Here is a 20,138-nt window from a genome sequence, read left to right as displayed (position 1 = left end):
GCAGTGTCAGTTTCGAAGCCAAGGTCTGCTTTTGGCCGATAGCCGAAGTCTAGCTTGTCGTCCCAGGGCCCTTTATCACCCCAAGAAGGCGACTACGCGAAGCCGAACAGATGCTTATCGTCGGCGACCTGGGAATGCACACTAGAGCCGGTCTCTGTGTCCAGTTCCCGCCGTTCCCGCTGTCCAAGTCATTTCGCCTCCACTGTCCAGCAGCGACCGAAATACGCACCGACCTCGCAGGCTATGACTGGGGGGCATTGTGGGATTTCATCTTGGGTGGTTCGTGGCGAATCGCTTCTGTAGAGCCCAACGGATATGTGGTGGTCGAACCCATCTACTGCACAGGAAATCCTAGCTATGACGCGTTGATAGGTGCTTGCCCCTGAAATACGTGGTGATCACGCCACGAGCCCGTTGGTTTCGTGAATGCCAAGAAGAAATATTCGATGGATGTTGAGATCCATTCAATCTCGCAGAGCTACTGAGAGTTCCTCAAGCCAGCAATCGCCAGCCAAGCCTTTTTCTGCGGCGCATAGAATCCTGCGTACGGACGCTACCTGAAGTCGCGGCTTTCCAGCCGCCCCAGTTGCCCCAGCCAGGGCGTGAGATCCACCAGCCGGTGCGCAATCAGGTTGGCCACCGGCCCCCGCCGCTCCCACACCCCCTTGACCGCCAGCAGCCGCGACTCCAGCAGCACCTGCCGCTGCTCATCCCGGACCGCCGACCACACGATCACCTGCACCGCGCCGAACTCGTCCTCCAGGCTCACGAAGATCGTCCCTTTGGCCGTAGACGGCTGCTGCCGCAAGGTCACGATTCCTGCCGTGCGGATCACCCGCCCATCCGGGATGTGCCGCAGGTCCCGCGATGACAGCAGCTTCTTGGCTGCCATGCGCGGTCGCAGCAGTGCCAGCGGATGCCGGCGCAGCGTGAGCCCGGTGGACGCGTAGTCCCACACGATCTCCTCGCCCTCGGGGGCGGCCTGCAGCTCCAGGTAGTCCTCATTCACCGGAGCATCCTGCAGCAGCTCGGGCGTACGGTGCAGCCCCGCTGCGTCCCACACCTGTTGGCGCCGGTGGCCAGACAACCCCAGCAGCGCGTCGGCCGCGGCCAACAGCTTCATTTCGTGCTGCTCCAACCCGGCCCGCATGGCGAGGTCCTCGGCGCTGTCGAAGGGTTGCTTCTCACGGGCTTCAACGATGCGCGCGGCCGATGTCGCATGCAGGCCCGCCACCATGTGCAGGCCCATTCGCACGGCTGGGATCGCAGGCAGATCCTCCAGCGTCGATTCCACTGCGCTGTGCATCACATCGACGCCACGCACTTCCACGCGGTGCCGCCGGGCGTCTTGCACCAGCTGGCTCGGCGTGTAGAAGCCCATGGGCTGCGAGTTGAGCAAGGCCACCAGGAAAGCAGCTGGCTCGTGCCGCTTGAGCCAGCACGACGCGTAGACCAGCAAAGCAAAGCTCGCCGCGTGGCTTTCCGGAAACCCATACCCACTGAACCCCTTGATCTGCTGGTAGGTAGCCTGCGCAAAGGCCGGGGTGTACCCGCGCTCCAACATCCCATCGATGATCTTCTTCTCGTACTTCTCCAGCCCGCCGCGCTTGCGCCACGCCGCCATGGCCCGCCGCAGGTCATCGGCCTCGCCGGCGGTGAAGCCCGCGGCGACCATGGCCACCTGCATGACCTGTTCCTGGAACAGGGTCACCCCCAGCGTGCGGCTGAGCACCTGCTTGAGGTCTTCGCTGGGATATGTCACCGGTTCTAGGCCCTGTCGGCGGTTCAGGTACGGATGCACCATGCCGCCCTGGATGGGCCCAGGGCGCACGATGGAAACGGAGATGACAAGGTCATAGAAGCACCGGGGCCGCAGCCGCGGCAGCATGGACATCTGCGCCCGGCTTTCGATTTGGAACACCCCCACCGTGTCCGCCCTCGAAATCATCCGGTAGGTCTCGCGGTCTTCCGCCGGGATGTCCTGCAGCCCGAAGTCATAGCCTTTGCGCGTGCCCACCAGGTCCAGCGCCTTGCGGATGGCGGTCAGCATGCCCAGGGCGAGCACATCGACCTTGAGCAGCCCCACCGCGTCGAGATCGTCCTTGTCCCACTCGATCACTGTGCGCTCGTCCATGCTGGCGTTCTGGATGGGCACCAGCCGGGACAACAGCCCTTTGGTGAGCACAAAGCCGCCCGTGTGCTGGGACAAGTGGCGAGGAAAACCGATCAGCTGCATAGTCAGCAGGATCAGCTGCCGCACGGCCAGGTCGTTCTCTGGTAGTCCCAGTTCCTCGAAACGTTCCAGCCGCACACCATCGCCATCCCACCACTGGTGGCCCTTGGCCAGCGCATCGACAGTATCCAGGCTGAAACCCAGGGCCTTGCCCACATCCCGGATCGCGGACTTGGGTCCATAGGTCACCACCGTGGCCGCCAGGGCGGCGCGGTCGCGCCCGTACTTGCGGTACAGGTACTGGATGACTTCCTCCCTGCGCTGGTGTTCGAAGTCGATGTCGATGTCCGGCGGCTCGTTGCGTTCTCTGCTGATAAAACGCTCGAACAGCATGGACATGCGAGCCGGGTCTACCTCGGTCACGCCCAAGCAGTAGCACACCACGCTGTTGGCAGCCGAGCCGCGGCCCTGGCAGAGGATGTGCTCGGACCGCGCGAAGCTCACGATGTCGAACACGGTCAGGAAGTAGTGCTCGTAGCGCAAGTCGCAGATCAGCTCCAGCTCGTGCTCGATCTGGGACTGCACCTTGGCGGGGATGCCATGGGGCCAGCGGCGGCCCGCCCCCTCGTACGTGGCCTGGCGCAGAAAGCTCGCCGGTGTGTGCCCATCGGGCACCACCTCGTCCGGGTACTGGTAGCGGATCTCGTCCAGGCTGAAGGTGCAGCGCTCGGCGATGCGCACGGTCTCGGCCATCAGCTCTTCAGGGTAGGTCTGGGCCAGCCGCACCCGGCTGCGCAGATGCCGCTCGGCACTGCGTTGCAGCTCGTAGCCGCATTCGGTCAGCGGCTTGCCCACCCGGGTCGCGGTCAGCACGTCCTGCAGGGGTTTGCGGCTGCGCAGGTGCATGAGCACATCGCCCAGAGCGACCAGCGGCAGTTCGGTCAGGGCGGAGAGCTCGCGCATGCGGTGCAGCCACAGCTCGTCGTCGATCCGGCGGTTCAGGTCCACACCCAGCCAGGCCCGACCCAGAAAATGCCTCAAAGTCCACTGCCCCAGTTCCTCCAACTGCGCATCGCTGGCCTCGCGGCAGGGCGAGACCACCAGCAGGCAGTCGGCCAGCGTGTCGCCCTCGATGTCTGATCGGTGCAGCAGGTAGGTGCCTTTCTCCGACGACCTTCGCAGACGGGTGATGAACTGGCACAGGTTGCCGTAGCCGTTCATGTTCTGGACCAGCGCCACCAGGGTAAAAGGCAGGTCCGCCTGCACCCGAAATTGCGATCCGATCAGCAGCTGGATGCCTTGCTTCTTGGCCTCCATGTGCGCCCGCACCACGCCGGCCAGCGTGCATTCATCGGTGATTGCGATCGCGCTGTAGCCCAGCTCCCTGGCGCGTTCAACCAACTCCTCGGGCCAGCTGGCGCCGATGAGAAACGAGTAGTTGGAGACGCAGAGCAGCTCTGCATACAGGGGAAGCGCCATACAGCCTGCTCACGGGTGAGGGTAGGGTGTCGGTCGCTCAGGCGTAGCGCCCGTGCAGGAACCAGCCGGTCTCGTCGTTGGCCAGGCGCTGCTGGTAGATCCACAGCCGGCCCGCATGCTGGCTCTGGGCCACCCAGTAGTCGCGCTGCACGTTGGTCTGCTGGGCATCCGCCCCTTCGCCCACGCGGTGCCACCAACCGCCCTCGACACGGTCGGGACCCAGCAGCATCACCAGGGGGCCCTGGTAGATGGGACGGTGGTCGCGCTCGGCCAGTCGCAATGGCTCCTCGAAGATCCAGTCGGGTACTGGAAGCTGGCACGGGCCCGGGGCGGCGCGCGGCCGTGGCTCCTCGGCGCCGGGCCAGCGCTGCATCCACTCGGGCCGGTGGTCTTCAGCGAGCAGGGGGCGCACCACCTCGGCCTTGCCGATGCGCGCCTGCACGCGCTCCAGTACCAGCCAGGTTGCTTCCCCCTGGCGGATGGTGTCGGGCAGCAGCGACTTGCTCTCCTGCTGGATCGGGATGGTGCGGGTTGCAACGAGCTCGATGTCTCCTGCGGGCGCCTGCAGCTCGACCTTGGCCAGGTGTTCGTTCAACAACCGGCTCAGGTGGTCAACCGACTGGGTGGGCTCGGCCGTGCCCACGGTCAGCTCGCCACCGGTGCCTGCGGTTTTGGCGCGCATGACGTCGTGCCACCAGCGCAGGGTGAACGAGGTCACGCCCATGTGCCGGGCAGCCAGCCAGCTGGACATCTGCAGCAACAACCGGCGGGCACCGAACATCAGCGCGGGCGCATGCTCCACGCGGAACTGGAACTCCAGCCGCGCGCTGAAGGTCTCGGGCAACTGCACCCACTCGTAGGCCTCGGGCCGCAGGCCATAGGCCTGGTCCAGCCGGGTCAGCAGCTCCGTGTCAAAACGCCGGCTCAGGCCGCCGCGCGGCAGCTTGCGCACATCGCCCAGGGTCCTGCAGCCCAGGCGCTGCAGCGTGCCCAGATGGGAGGCCACAGCCGTGATGGTCTCCAGCGGGAGCTTGTCCAGGATGGAGGGCAGCGGGCCTGCAAAGCCGTCGCACACACCCCCGCGCACCAGGGCCAGCGCAGCCGTGCCCGTGGGCGCCCAGGCGATGCACTCCACGCCCAAAGCCGTGCCTTCCTCTTCGACCCGCTGGCGCAGTTGCTCCAGACCACCGAACAGGCGCGCGCTTGCCCCCACCTCGACCAGCACAGCCTCCTCCAGCACTGCCACCCGTGGCGCGAACTGCAGCGCCCACACGGCGAGGGACGGCAGGTCAATGGGGATGCAGGATGCGCTGTGGGTGCTGGATGGTCGCAGTGCGGCCCAGATCCCGAGCATCGGGGGCCTCCTCGCGCGAAAGGGAAAACGATGTGGAGCGCAGCAGGCGCGGTGGCAGCACCTTGCGCAACTGCGGAGGAATGGCTTCCAGTTCCAGGGCATCCGGGCACGGCGTGCCACGGCGCTTGAGGATCTGCACGTGGATGTTCCAGCCGGTGCCCAGGGAGGCCAGCAGGCGCAGGGGGGCGGGAGACGCCTCGCGCTGGGCTCCGGTTGGCCGGAACAGGAACACCGGCGACTGGCAGGACTGGGCGTGCACCTGCAGCCGGCGGATCTGGTCCGCACGGGCCTGGGGTAGCCAGGCCATCACCGCGCCCCGTGGGTTGGACTTGACCAATTGCTCGGTGATCCAGAGCCGGTCTGCGGGCGCCTTGGCGCGGATCCACACCAGGCGGTCGGGGTGCACGCCGCGCTGGGCCAGGCCGCCGGCATGCGGGGGCAGCGGGGGCGAGACCAGCAGGATCTGGCCGTCCCCCTCCATCAGGGATGGAATGCAGCCGCCCAGCAGGCTCCATTCGCACAGGGGCGCCTGGGGCGAGAGAACCTCCGTCAGGGACCGCGTTGGCCAGCCGCCCCCGGGGAGAGACGCGTCCAGGCTGTCAAAGCCCGTGGGGATGGTTGGATGGTTCTGGTGGGCCAGGTCGTCACCCGTCCAGACGGACTCCCGCACGCTGATGGGCAGGTGCTGGGTGTCGAAGGAGCGGGCAGCGGCTGGCATGTCAAAATACTGTAATTAAATACAGTATACGGACAGCCCTACTGACAGAAAAGAGGTCGCCGAGGGCAGTTGAAGGCCATTGCGCGCGGTTCGCACTGAAAACGATAGCGGGGAAATCAGGGCCGGCGCGGGAGGATCAAATGTTCGCCAGCTGAGGAAAAATTTCTGAGAACTTGAAGCAGAGGAGGCACCTCTAAAATCGCTCAATGACCGACTTGCTTCCCTCGCCCGCAATCCTCCTTGTACCGGTCTGGTATGGCGGCCCTCCGGACGAGATTGCGCTGCCGTTCCCCAAAACCCACTACGAAGTCGAGCACCAGGGAGATCGGACTCAGGTGCGGGTGGCGGTGTCGAAGGCGGTGTTCTATGACGGGATCGGTCCGGCCGAGGTCATCGATCCCGCCCAGCGGGTGCACACGACGTCGCTTGCCAAGCCGATATATGGTTCCCCGCAAAGAACGCATTCGGACTGCGCAGGCGCGTTGGCTCCTACGGCCGGGTGCGCTTCCACTCGTCCAACAGCTCCCGCAGCAGCAGCTTGGCCAGTGCCTCAGGATCCTCGTCCACTTGGGCCTCCTTGGGCGGCGCTCCCGCAGTGAGGCAGGTGAGCTTCAATCGCCCGTCATTCACTGTCCAATCGCCGATGAACCCGTCCAGCTCGACTTGCCCGCTGGAGGTGCCAGCCTGTTTGTCGCTCATAGGGATCCTTTCGACTGGGGGTTGCTGAAGAGGGCATGCAGTTCCACGAGCCGCCGGGCCAGCGCCTCGGGATCGCGCCGCATGTCGCCGGCAGGCACGCTGCCAATCGAGACATGCTCGTACCAGATGTGAAACCCGGCCAGGTCAGGCAGTGGGTTCTCGGCAGCCAGGCGGATGGCCTCCGCAATGCTGCTGGTTTCGTAGCTGCCCAGGTGCTGTGCGCCTTCCATCACGTGGGCCCGATAGTCGCCGGACTCAATCTTGATGATGTGAAGGGTAAGCAACATGCATGGATGGTATGCAGGCATTGGCTGCACACGCTTTATTGCAGTCTCGGGGTTTCGTAGATGCCCCCCAACATGCAGGCCGTTCAGGTCGGGGGCGGGGCGTTTTTGGAATCCGGGTCGCTGGGACTGTTGGTGTTCGACAAGCCTGCGCCCGGCGCCTTACCTATTTCGCCTTGGTCGCCCGTATTGTGGTCCGGCGTGTTCCAGGTACCTCCAGTACGACTTGTGTTTCCGCGAGGATGGTCCTCGCTGGCGTCATCGAAGTTCAGTTGCTCGGAGGTCGTGGGTGGAGAGTCTGCAGCGCCGCGGTCCCCTCCATTCAAGGCGCTGGGGCGCACATGCGCAGCCTGATTGCGATCTGAGCGGCTGCTCTGATCTCGCTGCGGCTGTTGAGTTTGCTCTTGAGACATGGTTGTTTCCTCGTCTGGGCGCTGACCACGGTGGTGAGCGGGCTCTTTTATCCTGCGCAGCCGGTTCAAGAGGGCGTGTCGGCATGTCGCTGGTACTAACGTAGGAATTCATGGCCTTCGCTGCGCGGCGGAGCAATGAACACCAACGCGCCATGCGTCGAGACGAAAGACGACACCCGGACGTCTCGGCAGGGTTCACGATGTATGAAACTTCTACTGGACTGGCTGTATGCAGAAATCAACACCCGTTCCTAAAGCTCAAATCGACCAGGCTGAGCGCAAAATCGGAGCCGGTCTGGAGGACTTGGAGCAGCAGACCTCCTCTTGCGTATTTCGGAGCTCCTGGACGGCCGGTTCGGCACCGTGGTCACAGAGTTCGACACCACGGTCAGACGTCGCCAGATCGCCTGCCCCTCGCTGAGGAACAGTTGGGACGGTCGGCTAGACTTCGGCTATCGGCATGCACGTACTTCCGGTTTGGGCCCAATGTTGCCTTGCTACGATGGCAGCAACCGGCGCGAAGCGGGCATTCATCTGCCTCTCAGTCTCTTCAAACCTATATCGCGCAGTTCGTCCCGATGACCACTTCAACGCCGGTAGACCCGGGTCTTGTCCATTCCCATACAACTGCAGCGCCTTCCTCGGTGATGCACTGGGTGATGCAACACTATGGTTTGAAGCTGCACCATTGCCACCTCATTCGGCGCGGATTAAACGACAACTACGCCCTTCGCGGACTCGATGGTGCCCGGTATGTAGCAAGACTCTGTTCGATTCGTCCGCGTGGCGAGTTCAACATCGACTTTGAAACCGCGCTGATCGAGCACCTTGCGGCAAGCGAGGTCGGCGTTGCGACACCGCTCAGGTCCCTGGCGGACGCAGGCCATGTTCGGCTTCAGTTTCCAGAGGGGGCACGCGCATTGGCCGTCTTTCACCATGCTGACGGAGCAGTGCCAGAGACTCTGGACGAGTTTGAGTTGACGGAATACACACTGGCCCGTATTCACGAGGCGTCACGCAACTATGATGGGCCTGCAAGCCGCTACACCCTGGACGCCCACCACCTCGCGGGCAAAACGTTGGAGTACCTGCAGCACTATCCCGAGTTGCAAACGCAGTCGCTTGACCTTTATCGACAGCACGTCCACGCCCTGCAGGAGGAAGTGTCTGCCGTTGAGAGTTGCTTGACCCGAGTCATCTGCCACGGTGATACCCATGGCTTCAACAACCATGTATTCACAGACGCTGGCGGCGCCAAGAAGGCCGTTTTCTTCGATTTCGATGACGCCGGCCCAGGATATCTGGCCTACGACCTTGGTGTGATGCCCTGGTCGTACTTGAATCGGAAAATGCTCAAGGAGCCAGACGACGTGCTTCATGATCGATGGAAGCACTATCTGCGCGGCTACCGCGCCGCTGGCGGCGAGATTGACAAGGCTGACCTGGAAGCATTGCCGCTATTCATGCAACTGCGGCACCTCTGGAATTTGGGTGAAGCTGTCGGCCGATTGAACCATTGGGGCACAAGCATGGCTCCCATTGACTGGCTGCAAAAGCAGATAGAACGAGTCGAGCCATGGAAGAAGATCGACCTGCGCGGTTAAGGTCGCGCCGTGACTCGTATGCTTTCGCTTCAATGACCGCTTCGGGCCCAAAGCGGACCTTTAAGCGTGGCGTGTTCGCGAAATTGGCTCCAACAGATTTCGTTCAGCAAACTGTCTTGCTTGTACCTCATCGCCGAAGTCTTCGACCTCGTACTCTGAATTGCAAAGCATAGACCGCCAAGACACTTCGGGGTCGGCTAGGGCCGCTTTTAGTTCGGCAGCGAAGGCGGCCCGGTCATGCTCGTTGAACATCTGCGACAACAGCCGCTGAGAGACAGCCTCCAAGATGCCATCCTGCGCATTGAAGCAAGTTGCTAGAGCGTATCGCACCAGTAGACAGCTGGTCACTGTTTCTCTCGTGCCCACTTTTGGCATGTCATCGTCATTCTGATGAGAGAAAGATGTACTGGCCCTTTGGTATCCGGGCCAACTGGTCTCTGAGTTCCTTCAATCCAGCGCCCGAAAGCTGGACCGCAGCGTTATGGCCAAATGGCACAGCATCCACTAACCGCCGCCAAAATTCTACCGATTCGAGCCGAAGCGCGACTGCCGTTGCTGACCCAATCTGCTCCGTCTCGAACTCACCTTCAATCCGCGCGCTCGCCCAGACGGTTATTTCCACGAAAGTCGTGCCCACAGGCGCGTCCTCGCGCGAGTCGTTGATTACAACGAATCTTCCATCATCCAATGTTCTATCGACCATCAACTTGAACTGCGTCACATCGCCTCCCCCCGCTATTGCGATGCGAGCCTACCCGACACAGGACGCTAGAAGCCGAAGTCTAGCCGCCTGTTGCTATCGAACCCTAATCGTTGCAAATCGCATTGGTATATGGGCCTCCACCGCAAATCTACAGAGCTCCTCTCGCTCCTCAGGAAACATCAGACCAATGTTTCCAGTCTCCAGTTGTGCAAACACGTTCGCGAACTTGCCGCCCGACGACAGGAGTGTGCGTAGAGTCGAGCAGGATGAGCCGAATTCGTGAGTTTTAAGCTCTCGAAGACGGGGCTTTCCCGCTGCACCCTGGAGCCATCGTAGAAACACCATGCACATCTGGCGAAGAGCCTCTTCACCTGCGGACGCAGCCTCTTCCGCAATGAATCCTTCGGTGCTTCCCGTGTCGAGGAACAGTGCCATCTCACGTACAACCTGCCTAGATAAGTCAATATGACTCGCATGGTTCATTGAACAACCTGTTTCTGACCGACCGCTTCTGGCCGAAAGCTGCGATTCCATCTGCTGGATAGTTGATCTTAAGAACCGTCAAGAAGGAGTTGAAGACAAGCGCGCGCAGAACTCACCAAACGAATCGCTGATGCGCTCGTAAGACGGAGCGTCCTCACCCGAATTCTCGTTGCTCCAGAGGAAAACCGCCGAAGACTTTAAACTGCAGTCGAAGCAAAGTGCGTCGTTGTTTCCAAGCACTGCGAATGGCAAAAGCTTCCCGAGGCGGTCATCAAGAGCCGACCAGAAAACGTTTGCATGAAAAAAAGGCCAGGCTACGATCCGTCAGGCTTGAGAGCTGCGCATAGTGCAGAAAGCGCTCAATCGGAGGAGCCAGGAGCCCAGAGGGAGCGCGAAAATACTTCGTGACGGGCTCGCCTCCATTGCATCGCTGCAAGAGATGAACGTATTCGGGGTCAAAGCGAAAGCCAACATAGTCGTTCTGAATCATGGATTTCATTCGGTCCAGCTCAGCGGTCGAGACAGGACCTACGCATGAGGATTCGATGAATTGCAGTGACATGAACCTTGCTCGCTTTAATGATCTGGAATGGCCGCTTCTGGCCGGTTGCTGTCGTTGAAACTGCGCGATGACGCGGCCTCAATGCGATAGTCAGCGCGCCGAGGCCGCTCCAATGTCATGTCTCTGGACAGTTCTCATAGAAGCCGCCCGTAATCTTTGCATCGTGCCGCGCTTGAAGTTCAAGATTGAACTGCATAACCTTGGCGTTGGGGGTCGAGCGGCACATGGAGATGTGGACATTTCTCGGATTAAGCCGAACGACCTCGTCCACAACGGGTGTTGCCAGAGGCGATTTCACTGCGCCAGCGATGTATTCGGACGGGAGGATCTGAACTTGCAGAATATCGGAAGTACCTCCGCAGCCAGCAAGCAGCAGAGCAGATACGAGGAAGGTTCTTTGAAACATGGCAGGTCCCTGAGGGACTGGTTCTGGCCGATAGCCGAAGGCTAGCTGGTGGCTCCAGCGACCTGAATCACCCAAAAGGGCGACCGGACAAAGCTGCACAGATGCTTACGTCCGCGATCTGGAAATGACCATGAGCGCCGAACTGAGTGTCCAGCTCCGGCCGTTCCAACTGTCCAGCTCAGTTTGTCCCCACTGTCCAGCAGCGACCGAAATACGCACCTCTGAGGTGAAGGAGGTTGAACTTGTGCAGGTGGTTGAGGATGACGCCAAAACCGGGGTCCCTGCCGTGCACGATGCTGTCGATATCGATGTTGATCCTCGGCCACAGCGCAAGTGGCTCAAATGACAGCCGAACGCCTGGGCTGGGAGGGCTTGTCGATAGACGGCGTCAGTCGATGAGGTTCTGTTTGAGTGCGTAGTAAGTCAGATCGCTGTTTGAGCTGAGGTTGAGCTTTTCCATCAAGCGCGTCCGGTAGGTGCTCACGGTTTTGACGCTCAACGAGAGCGCTTCCCCGATCTCACTCACGGTGGCACCCCGTGCAAGCTTGAGGAAGACCTGCATCTCCCGATCGGACAGCTGCTCGTGCATAGGCGCGTCGCTGGGGCGGTTCAGTTGCTGAGCGAGGAGCTCGGCGACAGCTGGCGTAAGGAAGCGCTTTCCCAGCGCGATGACGCGGACAGCCTCCACAATCTGCTTCGGATCGCAGTCCTTGTTCAGATAGCCGCTGGCGCCTTTGCGGATCAGGTTGAGCGCGTATTGCTCCTCCGGATAGCCTGACAGGATGAGGATTCCCATGTCTGGGGCCTTCGAGCGCAGCATGCCGATTGCATCCAGCCCGCCTTGCCCCGGCATCGACAAGTCCAGAAGCAGTACGTCGATTTCGTGCGTGCGAACCAGGTCGATGGCCTCGCGGCCATTGGCCGCTTCGCCTTCCACCCGAATATCCACGTGCTCTGACAGAAACTGACGCAGACCAGATCGAATGATTTGATGGTCGTCAACGATTCCAACACGGATCATGAAAGGGTCTCACTGAAAATTGGTGACTGGCAAACAGCCGCGCTTCACCCGCGGAAGAGGGTGACAACGCTCGCGATTCCAAGCGCGGGGCGGCCACATTGTCGGTAGGACGGCAGCGCGGTTTTGTCATCCTTTTTCCCGACTTGGCGGAATATCTACCGGATCAATGGCATCGGCGCTGGCCAAGCGGGGCGCATACTGTGGTGATGCGCCGGATTCGATTTCTCATGTACCGCCACCGGTCCCGTTCAACGAACCGGGCCTTTGGGCTGTTGCTGGCGTTCAACGCCGGGGCGATCAATGCGGGGGGCTTTCTGGTTCTCCATGCCTACACTTCGCACATGACCGGCTTCGCCTCGCAGCTGGTCGACAGCGGCGTGACCGGGAGCAGAACGCTCTTTCTCAGTGCCTTGGGCGCGATATGCGCCTTCACCGCAGGGGCGGCCGCGTGCGCGGTGCTCGTCAGCTGGGCGCGAGAGCTCCGGCTGCGTGCCATCTATGCGCCGCCCTTGCTTCTGGAGGCCTTGCTCCTGCTGTTCTTCGGCATCGCCGGCACCGTGACGCTCGCCTGGCCCACCCCCTTTACGGTGCCCATGACCGTGCTGCTGCTGTCCTTCATCATGGGGCTGCAGAACGCAGTGGGCTCCAAGACCTCGCGCGGCAGCATTCGTACCACCCACATGACCGGCAACATCACCGATCTGGGCATGGAGCTGGGAAAGTGGGCGTACCTGGGATTGCGTCGGAGGGAGCAATCCCCCCTGGTCCATTGTGACCCGGAGCGGGTGACGCGCGTAGCCGGCCTGATCGCCATGTTCTTGCTCGGCGGCCTGGTGGGAGCTCTCGGCTTCCAACGCATAGGCTTCATCTGTGTGGTGCCGCTCGCGTCGCTGCTGCTGGCGTTGTCGATGCCGCCCATTGCGCGTGAAAGGCGACGAGCTGCTTTTTGCTGGATGCGCCAGCCTGCAAAGCCCACCGAACACCACTGATGCGGCAGCTACGGATACGGTGGCAGGGCGTGGATACGGCTATCTGGACAGAGGGGCAGAGGATGGCCCAAGCGGTGCTTGCGTCTTCTGACCTCCTATGGGCCGCGCATCTGCATCCGGATCAGCAGAACTCTTTGGGCCGAAGTAGTAGAAGGCGATGAAGGCAAAGAACAGGATGAATGCGACGGTCGCGCCGTACTTCACCGCCGTGGGTGTACGCACGCTCTGAAATGGCTTGGAGGTATTCGCATCCCTGTGCAAGGGTTGATCGTGTTTCACGTCTGGCTCCAAGAAATATGCTTGTGAAGGCGGTAAGTTCTCAATGTGCGTCATCCGCTAGCACTGCCGCGTAGGACCTTTGCCTTCGATCCAGTCACATGTTTGTCGGCACGGACTAGGGTTTCGCCACTTCACGAACCCACCTCTATCGCGAGCTGGACTTGCTCCCCCGAACGGCCAGCGAGACGATGGCGATGCCCCCGGCAATGACCAGTGCGTCTTCCAGCAGGCCACTGCGGGTCTGGCCTACCTGCCGCATGGCACGCTTGCGCGCATCCAACGTGAGATAGGCGAGCGGCACGGCCGTGCCAATTGCCGCGGCTGCGCCTGCCGACTCGCGGCCCCGGGGTGCCAGGGCTGCCCCTGCAATGCCTGCGCTGGCCACTCGGGCCAGCAGTCCCGGCAAGACGGTTCGGTCGGGGGCGGACTTCATCTTGTCGCCTGCCAGTTCGCCGGCCCCCATGGCAAGCGCGCCGAACTTGAACAGCGGGCGGTCAAGCAGCGCCAGGGCGCCGGGAGTGGAGTGGCCCAGCAGTCGCGCGGCCGACAGGGTGGCCATGGGCGTCATGGAGCGCGCGCTGGCCACGGCGCCGATGAGCGCAGACCAGAGCAATGCGGGGGTTTTCATAGGCGTGCCTTCTCTCGCGAGGGGATGGGGAAAGTGCGTGGACAAACGGTGATCGTGCATCCTCGGATACCTGCTGGACCTCATCCATGTGGCCTGACTGCTGTAGGACCAGTGTGCGAGTGACATCAACGGTGACTCTTGCCGCCACTGTGCTGCCCCAAGCACTCACTAACCTTGAGCAGGGCCAAGGCTCGCTTCTCGAAACTCTGCATTGATGGGAGACCCCTGTTCAGTCACGCTGAGCACACCCATCACCTTGTCCGGTGTGATGGGAGTGCTGCGCACACGTCGGCCGGTGGCGTGGAAGATGGCGTTGGAGATGGCTGCAGCCACTCCTACCATGCCGATCTCGCCCACGCCCTTGGCGCCAAGGCGGCTCACGATGCGGTCGTCCTCGTCCACGAAAAGCACATCGATGTCGTGCACGTCGGCCTGCACGGGGATGTGGTACTCGGCGAAACTATGGTTCATGAAGCGGCCCTGGGCGCCGTCGGAGTGGGCTTCTTCGTGCAACGCCTGGCTGATGCCCCAGACCACTCCGCCCAGGATCTGGCTGCGCGCCGTGCGGGCGTTGATGATGCGGCCGGCCGCGATGGCGCTGACCACGCGGGTCACGCGCACGGTGCCCAGCTCCTCGTCCACGCGCACCTCGCAGAACACGGCCGAGTGCGTGGCGCGCGAGTATTTGCGCTGCTTGAGCATGTGCGGCAGCATGAGGTACTTGGCTTCGAGCGGGGTGCCGCCCGTTGCGGCCAGAACGTCGACCAGCGGCAGTTGGGCCCCGGCCACGCCCTTCAGGCGCATGGCTCCGCGGTGGAACTCCACATCGGCCAGGCGCGCCTTGGCGAAGGGGGATCCATCGATTTTGCGCGCAATCTTGAACAAAGCCTTGCGCAGCTTCTCGCACACACCTTGCACGGCCGAGCCCACGGTGGCCACGTGGGACGAGCCGCCCTCGATGGGGGCCACGGGCAGGGTCGAGTCGCCCAGCCGGAAGGTCACCTTCTCCAGCGGCAGCCCCAGCGCGGCGGCTGCGATCTGGGCCATCACAGTGTAGGTACCGGTGCCGATGTCGCTGGCGGCGCTGCTCACCTCAAGCCGGCCATCGGGGTGCAGCACGGCGCGGGCGCGGGCGAACATCTGCAGCGCGTCCCACACGCCGGTGGCCATGCCCCAGCCCACCAGTTCGTGGCCTTCGCGCATCGATCGCGGTGCCAGCGGCCTCGCAGCCCAGCCAAAGCGCTCGGCCCCATGGGCGTAGCAGGCCTTGAGCTCCTTGGTGGAGTGGGGCAGGTCGGTGGCGGGGTCGAGCTCCGCATAGTTCCTCAGGCGCAGGGCCAGCGGGTCCATGCCCAGGGCGTAGGAGAGTTCGTCCATGGCCACCTCCAGTGCATGCACACCGTGTGCCGCCCCCGGAGCGCGCATGTCCATGGGGCTGTAGCGGTCCAAGTCCACCAGCTTGTAGTCCAGGCGCACGTTGTCGCTCATGTACAGCTGGCCCGACCAGTTGACCACCACTTCGACATAGTCTTCCAGGCGCGACGTTTCGGCCACCGCCTCATGGATGATGGAGGTGAGCATTCCGTCGCGCTCGGCCGCCAGCCGCACGCGCTGCACCGTCTCCGGCCGGTGGCCGAAGGTGAACATCTGCTGGCGCGTGAGCACCAGCCGCACAGAGCACGCCGTATGGAGCGAGGCCATCACCGCAAGGATCAGGTTGTACTGCGGCCGCAGCCCCGAGCCGAAGGCGCCGCCCACGAACGGGTTGCGCACGGTGACCTTGTCCTTGCCCAGGCCGAACACGCGTGAGACGACCCAGCGGCTGTTCTGCGAGCCCTGGGTCTTGTCGTACACCGTGAGGTGGCCGTCCTCGCCGCGGACCACCGTGGTCGCGTGCATCTCCATCGGGTTGTGGTGCTCGGCGCCGCTGTAGTACTGCGCGTCGATCTTCACCGGCGCGGCGGCGAAGGCCGCGTCCGCGTCGCCCTTGGGCTTGGGGGGCGGCGCATAGCCGGCCTTGAAGCCCTTGGGTTCGTGCGCGCGCTGCAGGTGGGCCAGCAGCTCGGTCTCGTGCGCGGCTGTCTCGTACTCCACTGTCACCAATTGGGCGGCCTCGCGCGCAGCCTCGAAGGTCTCGGCCAGCACCACGGCAATGGGCTGGCCGCTGTAAAGCACCGCATCGCCGTGCAGCGGCTTGAAGGGCGAGCCGCCTGGCGCCGTCATGTCCTTGTAGAAGATGTCCATGGACCGCTTGCGGGGCCGGTTCTCGTGCGTGAGGATGTCGCGCACGCGCGGCGTGGCCCGGGCGCGGTCCAGGTCGAAGCGCACGATGCGCCCGCGCGCGATGGTGCTGCTCACCACCACGGCAAAGAGCATGCCGGCCACGAAATGGTCGCCCGCGTACAGGGCCTGGCCGGTGACCTTGGTGCGCCCGTCGGTGCGCGCCACGGCGTCGCCGATCTGCACGTAGCCCGTGCCGGGCTCGGCCATGGGCTGCTGGGACGGGGAGGGCCAGGGCTGGGGGTGGGCTGCGGTCATACCGGTGCTCCGTTCATCTTGCTGCCGGGCAGCAGGCTGGTGGGGCCCGCCAGGGCCATCTCGAGCGCACGCACCACGGCCCGCTGCGCCATAGGGATCTTGAAGGCATTGCTGCCTGCGCCGCTGCCCTGGGCCTGGGCGCCGGCCAGCAGGGCGCTGGCGGCCGCGGCGAACGCCGTGCAGTCTGGCTGGCGGCCGTGCAGCAAGGCCTCGGCCTCGGTGCGGCGCCAGGGCTTGTGCGCAACCCCGCCGAGCGCGAGGCGCGCCTGGGTGATGCGGCCGTTCGCGTCGAACTGCAGCGCGGCAGCCACCGACACCAGGGCGAACGCGTATGACGCCCGCTCGCGCACCTTGAGGTAGGCGCTGTGCGCTGCAAACGCCTGCGCGGGCGGCAGCTCGATCTGGGTGATCAGCTCGCCGCTCTGCAGCGTGTTGTCGGCATCGGGGCGATCACCCGGCAGGCGGTGGAAGTCGGCAAAGGCAATGCGGCGGCGCCCGGCGGGCGATTCCACGTGCACCACAGCCTCCAGCGCCGCCAGGGCGACGCACATGTCCGACGGGTGGGTGGCAATGCAGTGCGGGCTGGCGCCCAGGATGGCGTGCTGGCGCGTCAGGTTGCCGATGGCCGAGCAGCCGCTGCCTGGCACGCGCTTGTTGCAGGGCGTGCCCGTGTCATAGAAGTAGTGGCAGCGCGTGCGCTGCAGCAGGTTGCCGCCGTCGGTCGCCATGTTGCGGATCTGCGGCGAGGCGCCCGACAGGATGGCCGCAGCCAGCAGGGGGTAGCCATCGCGCACCAGCGGGTGGTGGGCGGTGGCAGCATTGCGTGCCAACGCACCCAGCAGCAGCCCGCCGCCGGGCGCGGGTGCTATGTCGGCCAGGGGAAGGGCGTTGATGTCCACCAATCGCTGGGGACGGGCCGCGCCCTCCTTCATCAGGTCCAGCAGGTTGGTGCCGCCCGCCACGTAGGCGGCGTCGCCTCCGTGGGCAACGGCCGCCGCCGTACTGTCCGCCGTTTCGTAGGTGAAGGGGCTCATGGCTGGCCCCTTCCTTGCAGTGCGACCTCGCATACGGCGTCCAGGATCTGTACGTAGGCACCGCAGCGGCACAGGTTGCCGCTCATCAGTTCGCGCACTTCGTCGCGTGTGCGGGCATGCCCCTCGTTCACCAGGCCCTGGGCCGAGCACAGCTGGCCCGGTGTGCAATAGCCGCACTGGAAGGCGTCGTGCGCCACGAAGGCATGCTGCAAGGGGTGCAGGGCACCTTCCTTGGCCAGCCCCTCCACGGTGGTCACGCGCGCGCCGTTGCGCATCACTGCCAGGGTGAGGCAGGAATTGATGCGCTCGCCATTCACCAGCACCGTGCAGGCCCCACATTGGCCGTGGTCGCAGCCCTTCTTCACGCCGGTGAGACCCAGCTTGTCGTGCAGTAGGTCGAGCAGGGTGACCGAGGACTCGACTTCGAGCGCCCGGGTGCGGTCATTGACCGTGAGGGAGATGGAGTGGGGCATGGCGAGGGAACCTATGGAACTCTGGATCGCCCCATCATCAGAGTGAGCCAGTCCTCGATATGTCGGACAAGAGGCCTTCTCCCTCAGAGGGCTGGCGCGGGGTAGATCCTCAACCCCGGGCCAGTCTGCTCTTTTGGGAAACCAGGTCCGACCCCTCAGTCAGCGTTCGACTTAGGGTCAACATCTTGTAGCGCTCGCTTGAATTCATTGCGCGGCAGCCTCTTCGTTGCCGAGAGGGCTGGGGCGGGCGATTTCGCCCACTGGAATCACGAAGGCTTGCAATTGCGCCAGCTTGCCATCACGAAACCGCCAGACATCGCAGTAGGCATGTCGCACGGGGCGGCCCGAGTCGTTCTTCAGCGTGATTTCGCCGATGGCGGTGAGAAATCCCGCGTCGTCCGCCACCATGTGGTGCACCTCGAACACGGGAGGCTCCGGGTACGCCGTGGGCATCCACTGGCGCACGGCCTCCTTGCCGCGCAGTGTCTTGTCCCCGACGAAGGTCCACTCCGTGTCATCGGTGCACAGCGCGAGGAAGCTCTCGAAGTCGAGCCGCCGGATGGCTGCATTGGCCTGCTTCAGGGTGTTTTTGTGGGCACCCTGCACGGTGCTCAGGGTGGGTGGGGCGGGTTCCGTGGTCATTCACAAGCTCCAATGCAAGGCTCATGGCCTGTTCAGTTGGCCAGCCCGAAGCCAAACACCGACCGGCGCGACGGGCTGGCGCCCTCGTCCAGGATCGGCTCTTCGTCTTCTTCACTGCGCACGCGCCCGGCTCCGCGCTCTGGCCGAGGTCGCCGATGCTGGTCCGCGGATGCAGCGCGCGGGCCCGTGTCCAGGTCGGGGATGAGGGCCTGCAGGGCTAGCAATCCGTTGGCCACGGCTTCCTTGTAGGTGGAGCATGAGGCGTCCGCGCTTTGCAGTTCAGACCAGGTGTGGTCTGCGCACAATTCGGCCAGTGCCCACTGGAAGGCACCCGTCTCAGGCTCGGTGACATGCACGGCAATGGAGCGAAGTGGCGCAGGCATAGCCACAGCGTAGAGGCTGGTGGGCCAATGCGAGAGGTCATCTTGCCTACTGCGCCCGTAAGCGAATGCCTACAAGGTGCGGGCCGACGAAGCCGCAGACTTGCGCCACCCGGGATTCCCGCACATGGAGAACCATCAGCATGGCAAATGGAAGCCGCACCCTCTGGAAAGGCGCCATCACCTTCGGCCTGGTCCACATTCCCGTGGGCCTGCACACGGCCGCCACGTCCGAGGGCGTGGATTTCGACTGGCTGGACAAGCGCACCATGGACCCCGTGGGCTACAAGCGCGTGAACAAGCGCACGGGCAAGGAGATCGACAAGGACAACATCGTCAAGGGCGTGGAGTACGAGGACGGCAGGTACGTCATCATCAGCCCCGACGAGGTAGAGGCCGTGTTCCCCAAGACCACCCAGACCATCGAGATCGAGCGCTTCATCGACGCCAACGAGATGCCCTTCGTCTTCCTGGAGCGGCCCTACTTCGTCGCGCCGGTGAACAAGAGCGACAAGGTCTACTCGCTCCTGCGCGAAACGCTGATCGCCACTGGCAAGATCGGCCTGGCCAAGGTGGTCATCGCCACCAAGCAGCACCTGGCCGCCCTGGTCCCCTCGGGCCCGGCACTGGTGCTGAACCTGCTGCGCTGGGGCGACGAGGTCAAGACCCTCGACTCCCTGGACCTGCCCCCTGCCGGAAAAAAGAACGTGAGCGCGGCCGAACTCAAGATGGCCGCGCAGTTGGTGAAAGAAATGTCGGGCCCGTGGAAGCCCGAGGACTTCAAGGACGAGTTCCGCATCCAGGTCATGAAGCTGGTCGAGAAGAAGGCCAAAGCCGGCGAGGGCAAGACCGTGCTGGAGCCAGAGGAAGAGGCACCTCAATCCGGCGCCGAGGTGATCGACCTGACTGCACTGCTCAAGCGCAGCCTGAAAGGCGGCGCAAAGGCCGACGCCAAGGCGCCAGCCAAGAAGGCGGTCGCAAAGAATGCCCCTGCCAAGAAGGCAGCAACCAAAGCTACCGCGAAGAAGGCAGCGCCCCAGCGCAAGGCCGCTTGAGCGCACACCATCCACCAACGAAGGAGACTGCCATGGCAGACGACAAGACCAAGACCGGCGGCCAGGACCGCTCCCGCATCAGCCTGAGCGAAGACTACGAGGTGCGCGACTGGGCCGCCAAGTTCGGTGTCAGTGCCGAGCAGCTCAAGGCCGCCGTGCAGGCGGTAGGCAACGACGCCAAGGCCGTGGAAGCACACCTCAAGGGCTCCGGCCGCTGATGT

The 20,138-nt window shown here is 63.6% G+C and carries 20 protein-coding genes; 5 read left to right on the top strand and 15 right to left on the bottom strand.

Annotated elements, in window-relative coordinates:
- Positions 1-553: 553 nt before the first annotated feature.
- The 5 genes from HNP48_RS07480 to HNP48_RS07460 all read right to left on the bottom strand — a co-directional run bounded on the left by HNP48_RS07480 (position 554) and on the right by HNP48_RS07460 (position 6,710).
- On the bottom strand, positions 554-3,652 hold the full coding sequence (locus tag HNP48_RS07480) for an error-prone DNA polymerase (protein WP_184856254.1): 3,099 nt from the start codon (positions 3,650-3,652) through the stop codon (positions 554-556).
- 37 nt (positions 3,653-3,689) lie between these two features.
- Positions 3,690-5,006: a DNA polymerase Y family protein gene (locus tag HNP48_RS07475; RefSeq protein ID WP_260420129.1), complete on the bottom strand. Its 1,317-nt coding sequence runs from the start codon at positions 5,004-5,006 to the stop codon at positions 3,690-3,692.
- A complete protein-coding gene (gene imuA / locus HNP48_RS07470) occupies positions 4,942-5,724 on the bottom strand; it encodes a translesion DNA synthesis-associated protein ImuA (protein ID WP_184856253.1) in 783 nt (260 codons plus the stop codon). Before imuA ends, HNP48_RS07475 begins: the two co-directional genes overlap by 65 nt.
- Before the next feature lie 489 nt (positions 5,725-6,213).
- On the bottom strand, positions 6,214-6,423 hold the full coding sequence (locus tag HNP48_RS07465) for a hypothetical protein (protein ID WP_184856252.1): 210 nt from the start codon (positions 6,421-6,423) through the stop codon (positions 6,214-6,216).
- Entirely contained in the window at positions 6,420-6,710 is a 291-nt protein-coding gene (locus HNP48_RS07460; protein ID WP_184856251.1) for a hypothetical protein, read from the bottom strand. Before HNP48_RS07460 ends, HNP48_RS07465 begins: the two co-directional genes overlap by 4 nt.
- Positions 6,711-7,698: 988 nt before the next feature.
- Between HNP48_RS07460 and HNP48_RS07455 the strand changes: the two genes are divergently transcribed.
- Positions 7,699-8,724, top strand: coding sequence for a phosphotransferase enzyme family protein (locus tag HNP48_RS07455; RefSeq protein WP_184856250.1), 1,026 nt, complete (start codon positions 7,699-7,701; stop codon positions 8,722-8,724).
- Positions 8,725-9,106: 382 nt separating this feature from the next.
- Here HNP48_RS07455 and HNP48_RS07450 read toward each other — a convergent pair whose 3' ends face one another.
- The 3 genes from HNP48_RS07450 to HNP48_RS07440 all read right to left on the bottom strand — a co-directional run bounded on the left by HNP48_RS07450 (position 9,107) and on the right by HNP48_RS07440 (position 10,878).
- On the bottom strand, positions 9,107-9,445 hold the full coding sequence (locus tag HNP48_RS07450; protein WP_184856249.1) for a hypothetical protein: 339 nt from the start codon (positions 9,443-9,445) through the stop codon (positions 9,107-9,109).
- Between the two features lie 736 nt (positions 9,446-10,181).
- Positions 10,182-10,409: a hypothetical protein gene (locus HNP48_RS07445; protein ID WP_184856248.1), complete on the bottom strand. Its 228-nt coding sequence runs from the start codon at positions 10,407-10,409 to the stop codon at positions 10,182-10,184.
- Between the two features lie 178 nt (positions 10,410-10,587).
- A complete protein-coding gene (locus HNP48_RS07440) occupies positions 10,588-10,878 on the bottom strand; it encodes a hypothetical protein (RefSeq protein WP_184856247.1) in 291 nt (96 codons plus the stop codon).
- A gap of 130 nt (positions 10,879-11,008) precedes the next feature.
- On the opposite strand from HNP48_RS07440, the gene HNP48_RS07435 reads away from it, so the two are divergent.
- Positions 11,009-11,224: a hypothetical protein gene (locus HNP48_RS07435; RefSeq protein ID WP_184856246.1), complete on the top strand. Its 216-nt coding sequence runs from the start codon at positions 11,009-11,011 to the stop codon at positions 11,222-11,224.
- Between the two features lie 42 nt (positions 11,225-11,266).
- On the opposite strand, the gene HNP48_RS07430 is transcribed toward HNP48_RS07435, so the two are convergent.
- Complete coding sequence (locus HNP48_RS07430) at positions 11,267-11,899, bottom strand: response regulator transcription factor (protein WP_184856245.1); 633 nt, start codon at positions 11,897-11,899, stop codon at positions 11,267-11,269.
- A gap of 206 nt (positions 11,900-12,105) precedes the next feature.
- On the opposite strand from HNP48_RS07430, the gene HNP48_RS07425 reads away from it, so the two are divergent.
- The gene (locus tag HNP48_RS07425) at positions 12,106-12,888 is read left to right on the top strand and encodes a YoaK family protein (protein WP_184856244.1); all 783 of its coding nucleotides are present in this window, start codon (positions 12,106-12,108) and stop codon (positions 12,886-12,888) included.
- 424 nt (positions 12,889-13,312) lie between these two features.
- Here HNP48_RS07425 and HNP48_RS07420 read toward each other — a convergent pair whose 3' ends face one another.
- The 6 genes from HNP48_RS07420 to HNP48_RS07395 all read right to left on the bottom strand — a co-directional run bounded on the left by HNP48_RS07420 (position 13,313) and on the right by HNP48_RS07395 (position 18,865).
- Positions 13,313-13,795, bottom strand: coding sequence for a hypothetical protein (locus tag HNP48_RS07420; protein WP_184856243.1), 483 nt, complete (start codon positions 13,793-13,795; stop codon positions 13,313-13,315).
- 168 nt (positions 13,796-13,963) lie between these two features.
- Complete coding sequence (locus tag HNP48_RS07415) at positions 13,964-16,333, bottom strand: xanthine dehydrogenase family protein molybdopterin-binding subunit (RefSeq protein ID WP_184856242.1); 2,370 nt, start codon at positions 16,331-16,333, stop codon at positions 13,964-13,966.
- Positions 16,330-17,367 carry a xanthine dehydrogenase family protein subunit M gene (locus HNP48_RS07410; RefSeq protein ID WP_184856241.1) on the bottom strand — a complete coding sequence of 346 codons (1,038 nt, stop codon included), beginning with the start codon at positions 17,365-17,367 and terminating at the stop codon, positions 16,330-16,332. Before HNP48_RS07410 ends, HNP48_RS07415 begins: the two co-directional genes overlap by 4 nt.
- A complete protein-coding gene (locus tag HNP48_RS07405) occupies positions 17,364-17,840 on the bottom strand; it encodes a (2Fe-2S)-binding protein (RefSeq protein WP_184856240.1) in 477 nt (158 codons plus the stop codon). Before HNP48_RS07405 ends, HNP48_RS07410 begins: the two co-directional genes overlap by 4 nt.
- Positions 17,841-18,044: 204 nt before the next feature.
- Positions 18,045-18,482, bottom strand: a complete 438-nt coding sequence (locus HNP48_RS07400) for a nuclear transport factor 2 family protein (RefSeq protein WP_184856239.1) — start codon at positions 18,480-18,482, stop codon at positions 18,045-18,047.
- A 32-nt stretch (positions 18,483-18,514) separates the two neighbouring features.
- On the bottom strand, positions 18,515-18,865 hold the full coding sequence (locus HNP48_RS07395; protein WP_184856238.1) for a hypothetical protein: 351 nt from the start codon (positions 18,863-18,865) through the stop codon (positions 18,515-18,517).
- A gap of 140 nt (positions 18,866-19,005) precedes the next feature.
- Between HNP48_RS07395 and HNP48_RS07390 the strand changes: the two genes are divergently transcribed.
- Positions 19,006-19,917 carry a Ku protein gene (locus tag HNP48_RS07390; protein WP_184856237.1) on the top strand — a complete coding sequence of 304 codons (912 nt, stop codon included), beginning with the start codon at positions 19,006-19,008 and terminating at the stop codon, positions 19,915-19,917.
- Between the two features lie 32 nt (positions 19,918-19,949).
- Positions 19,950-20,135 carry a DUF3606 domain-containing protein gene (locus HNP48_RS07385; protein WP_184856236.1) on the top strand — a complete coding sequence of 62 codons (186 nt, stop codon included), beginning with the start codon at positions 19,950-19,952 and terminating at the stop codon, positions 20,133-20,135.
- Positions 20,136-20,138: the final 3 nt, after the last annotated feature.

It is taken from the genome of Acidovorax soli (assembly GCF_014207955.1).
GTDB lineage: Bacteria > Pseudomonadota > Gammaproteobacteria > Burkholderiales > Burkholderiaceae_C > Acidovorax > Acidovorax soli_A.
The sequence above is the reverse complement of the archived record's forward strand: the minus strand, read 5'-3'. Positions and strand labels throughout refer to the sequence as shown.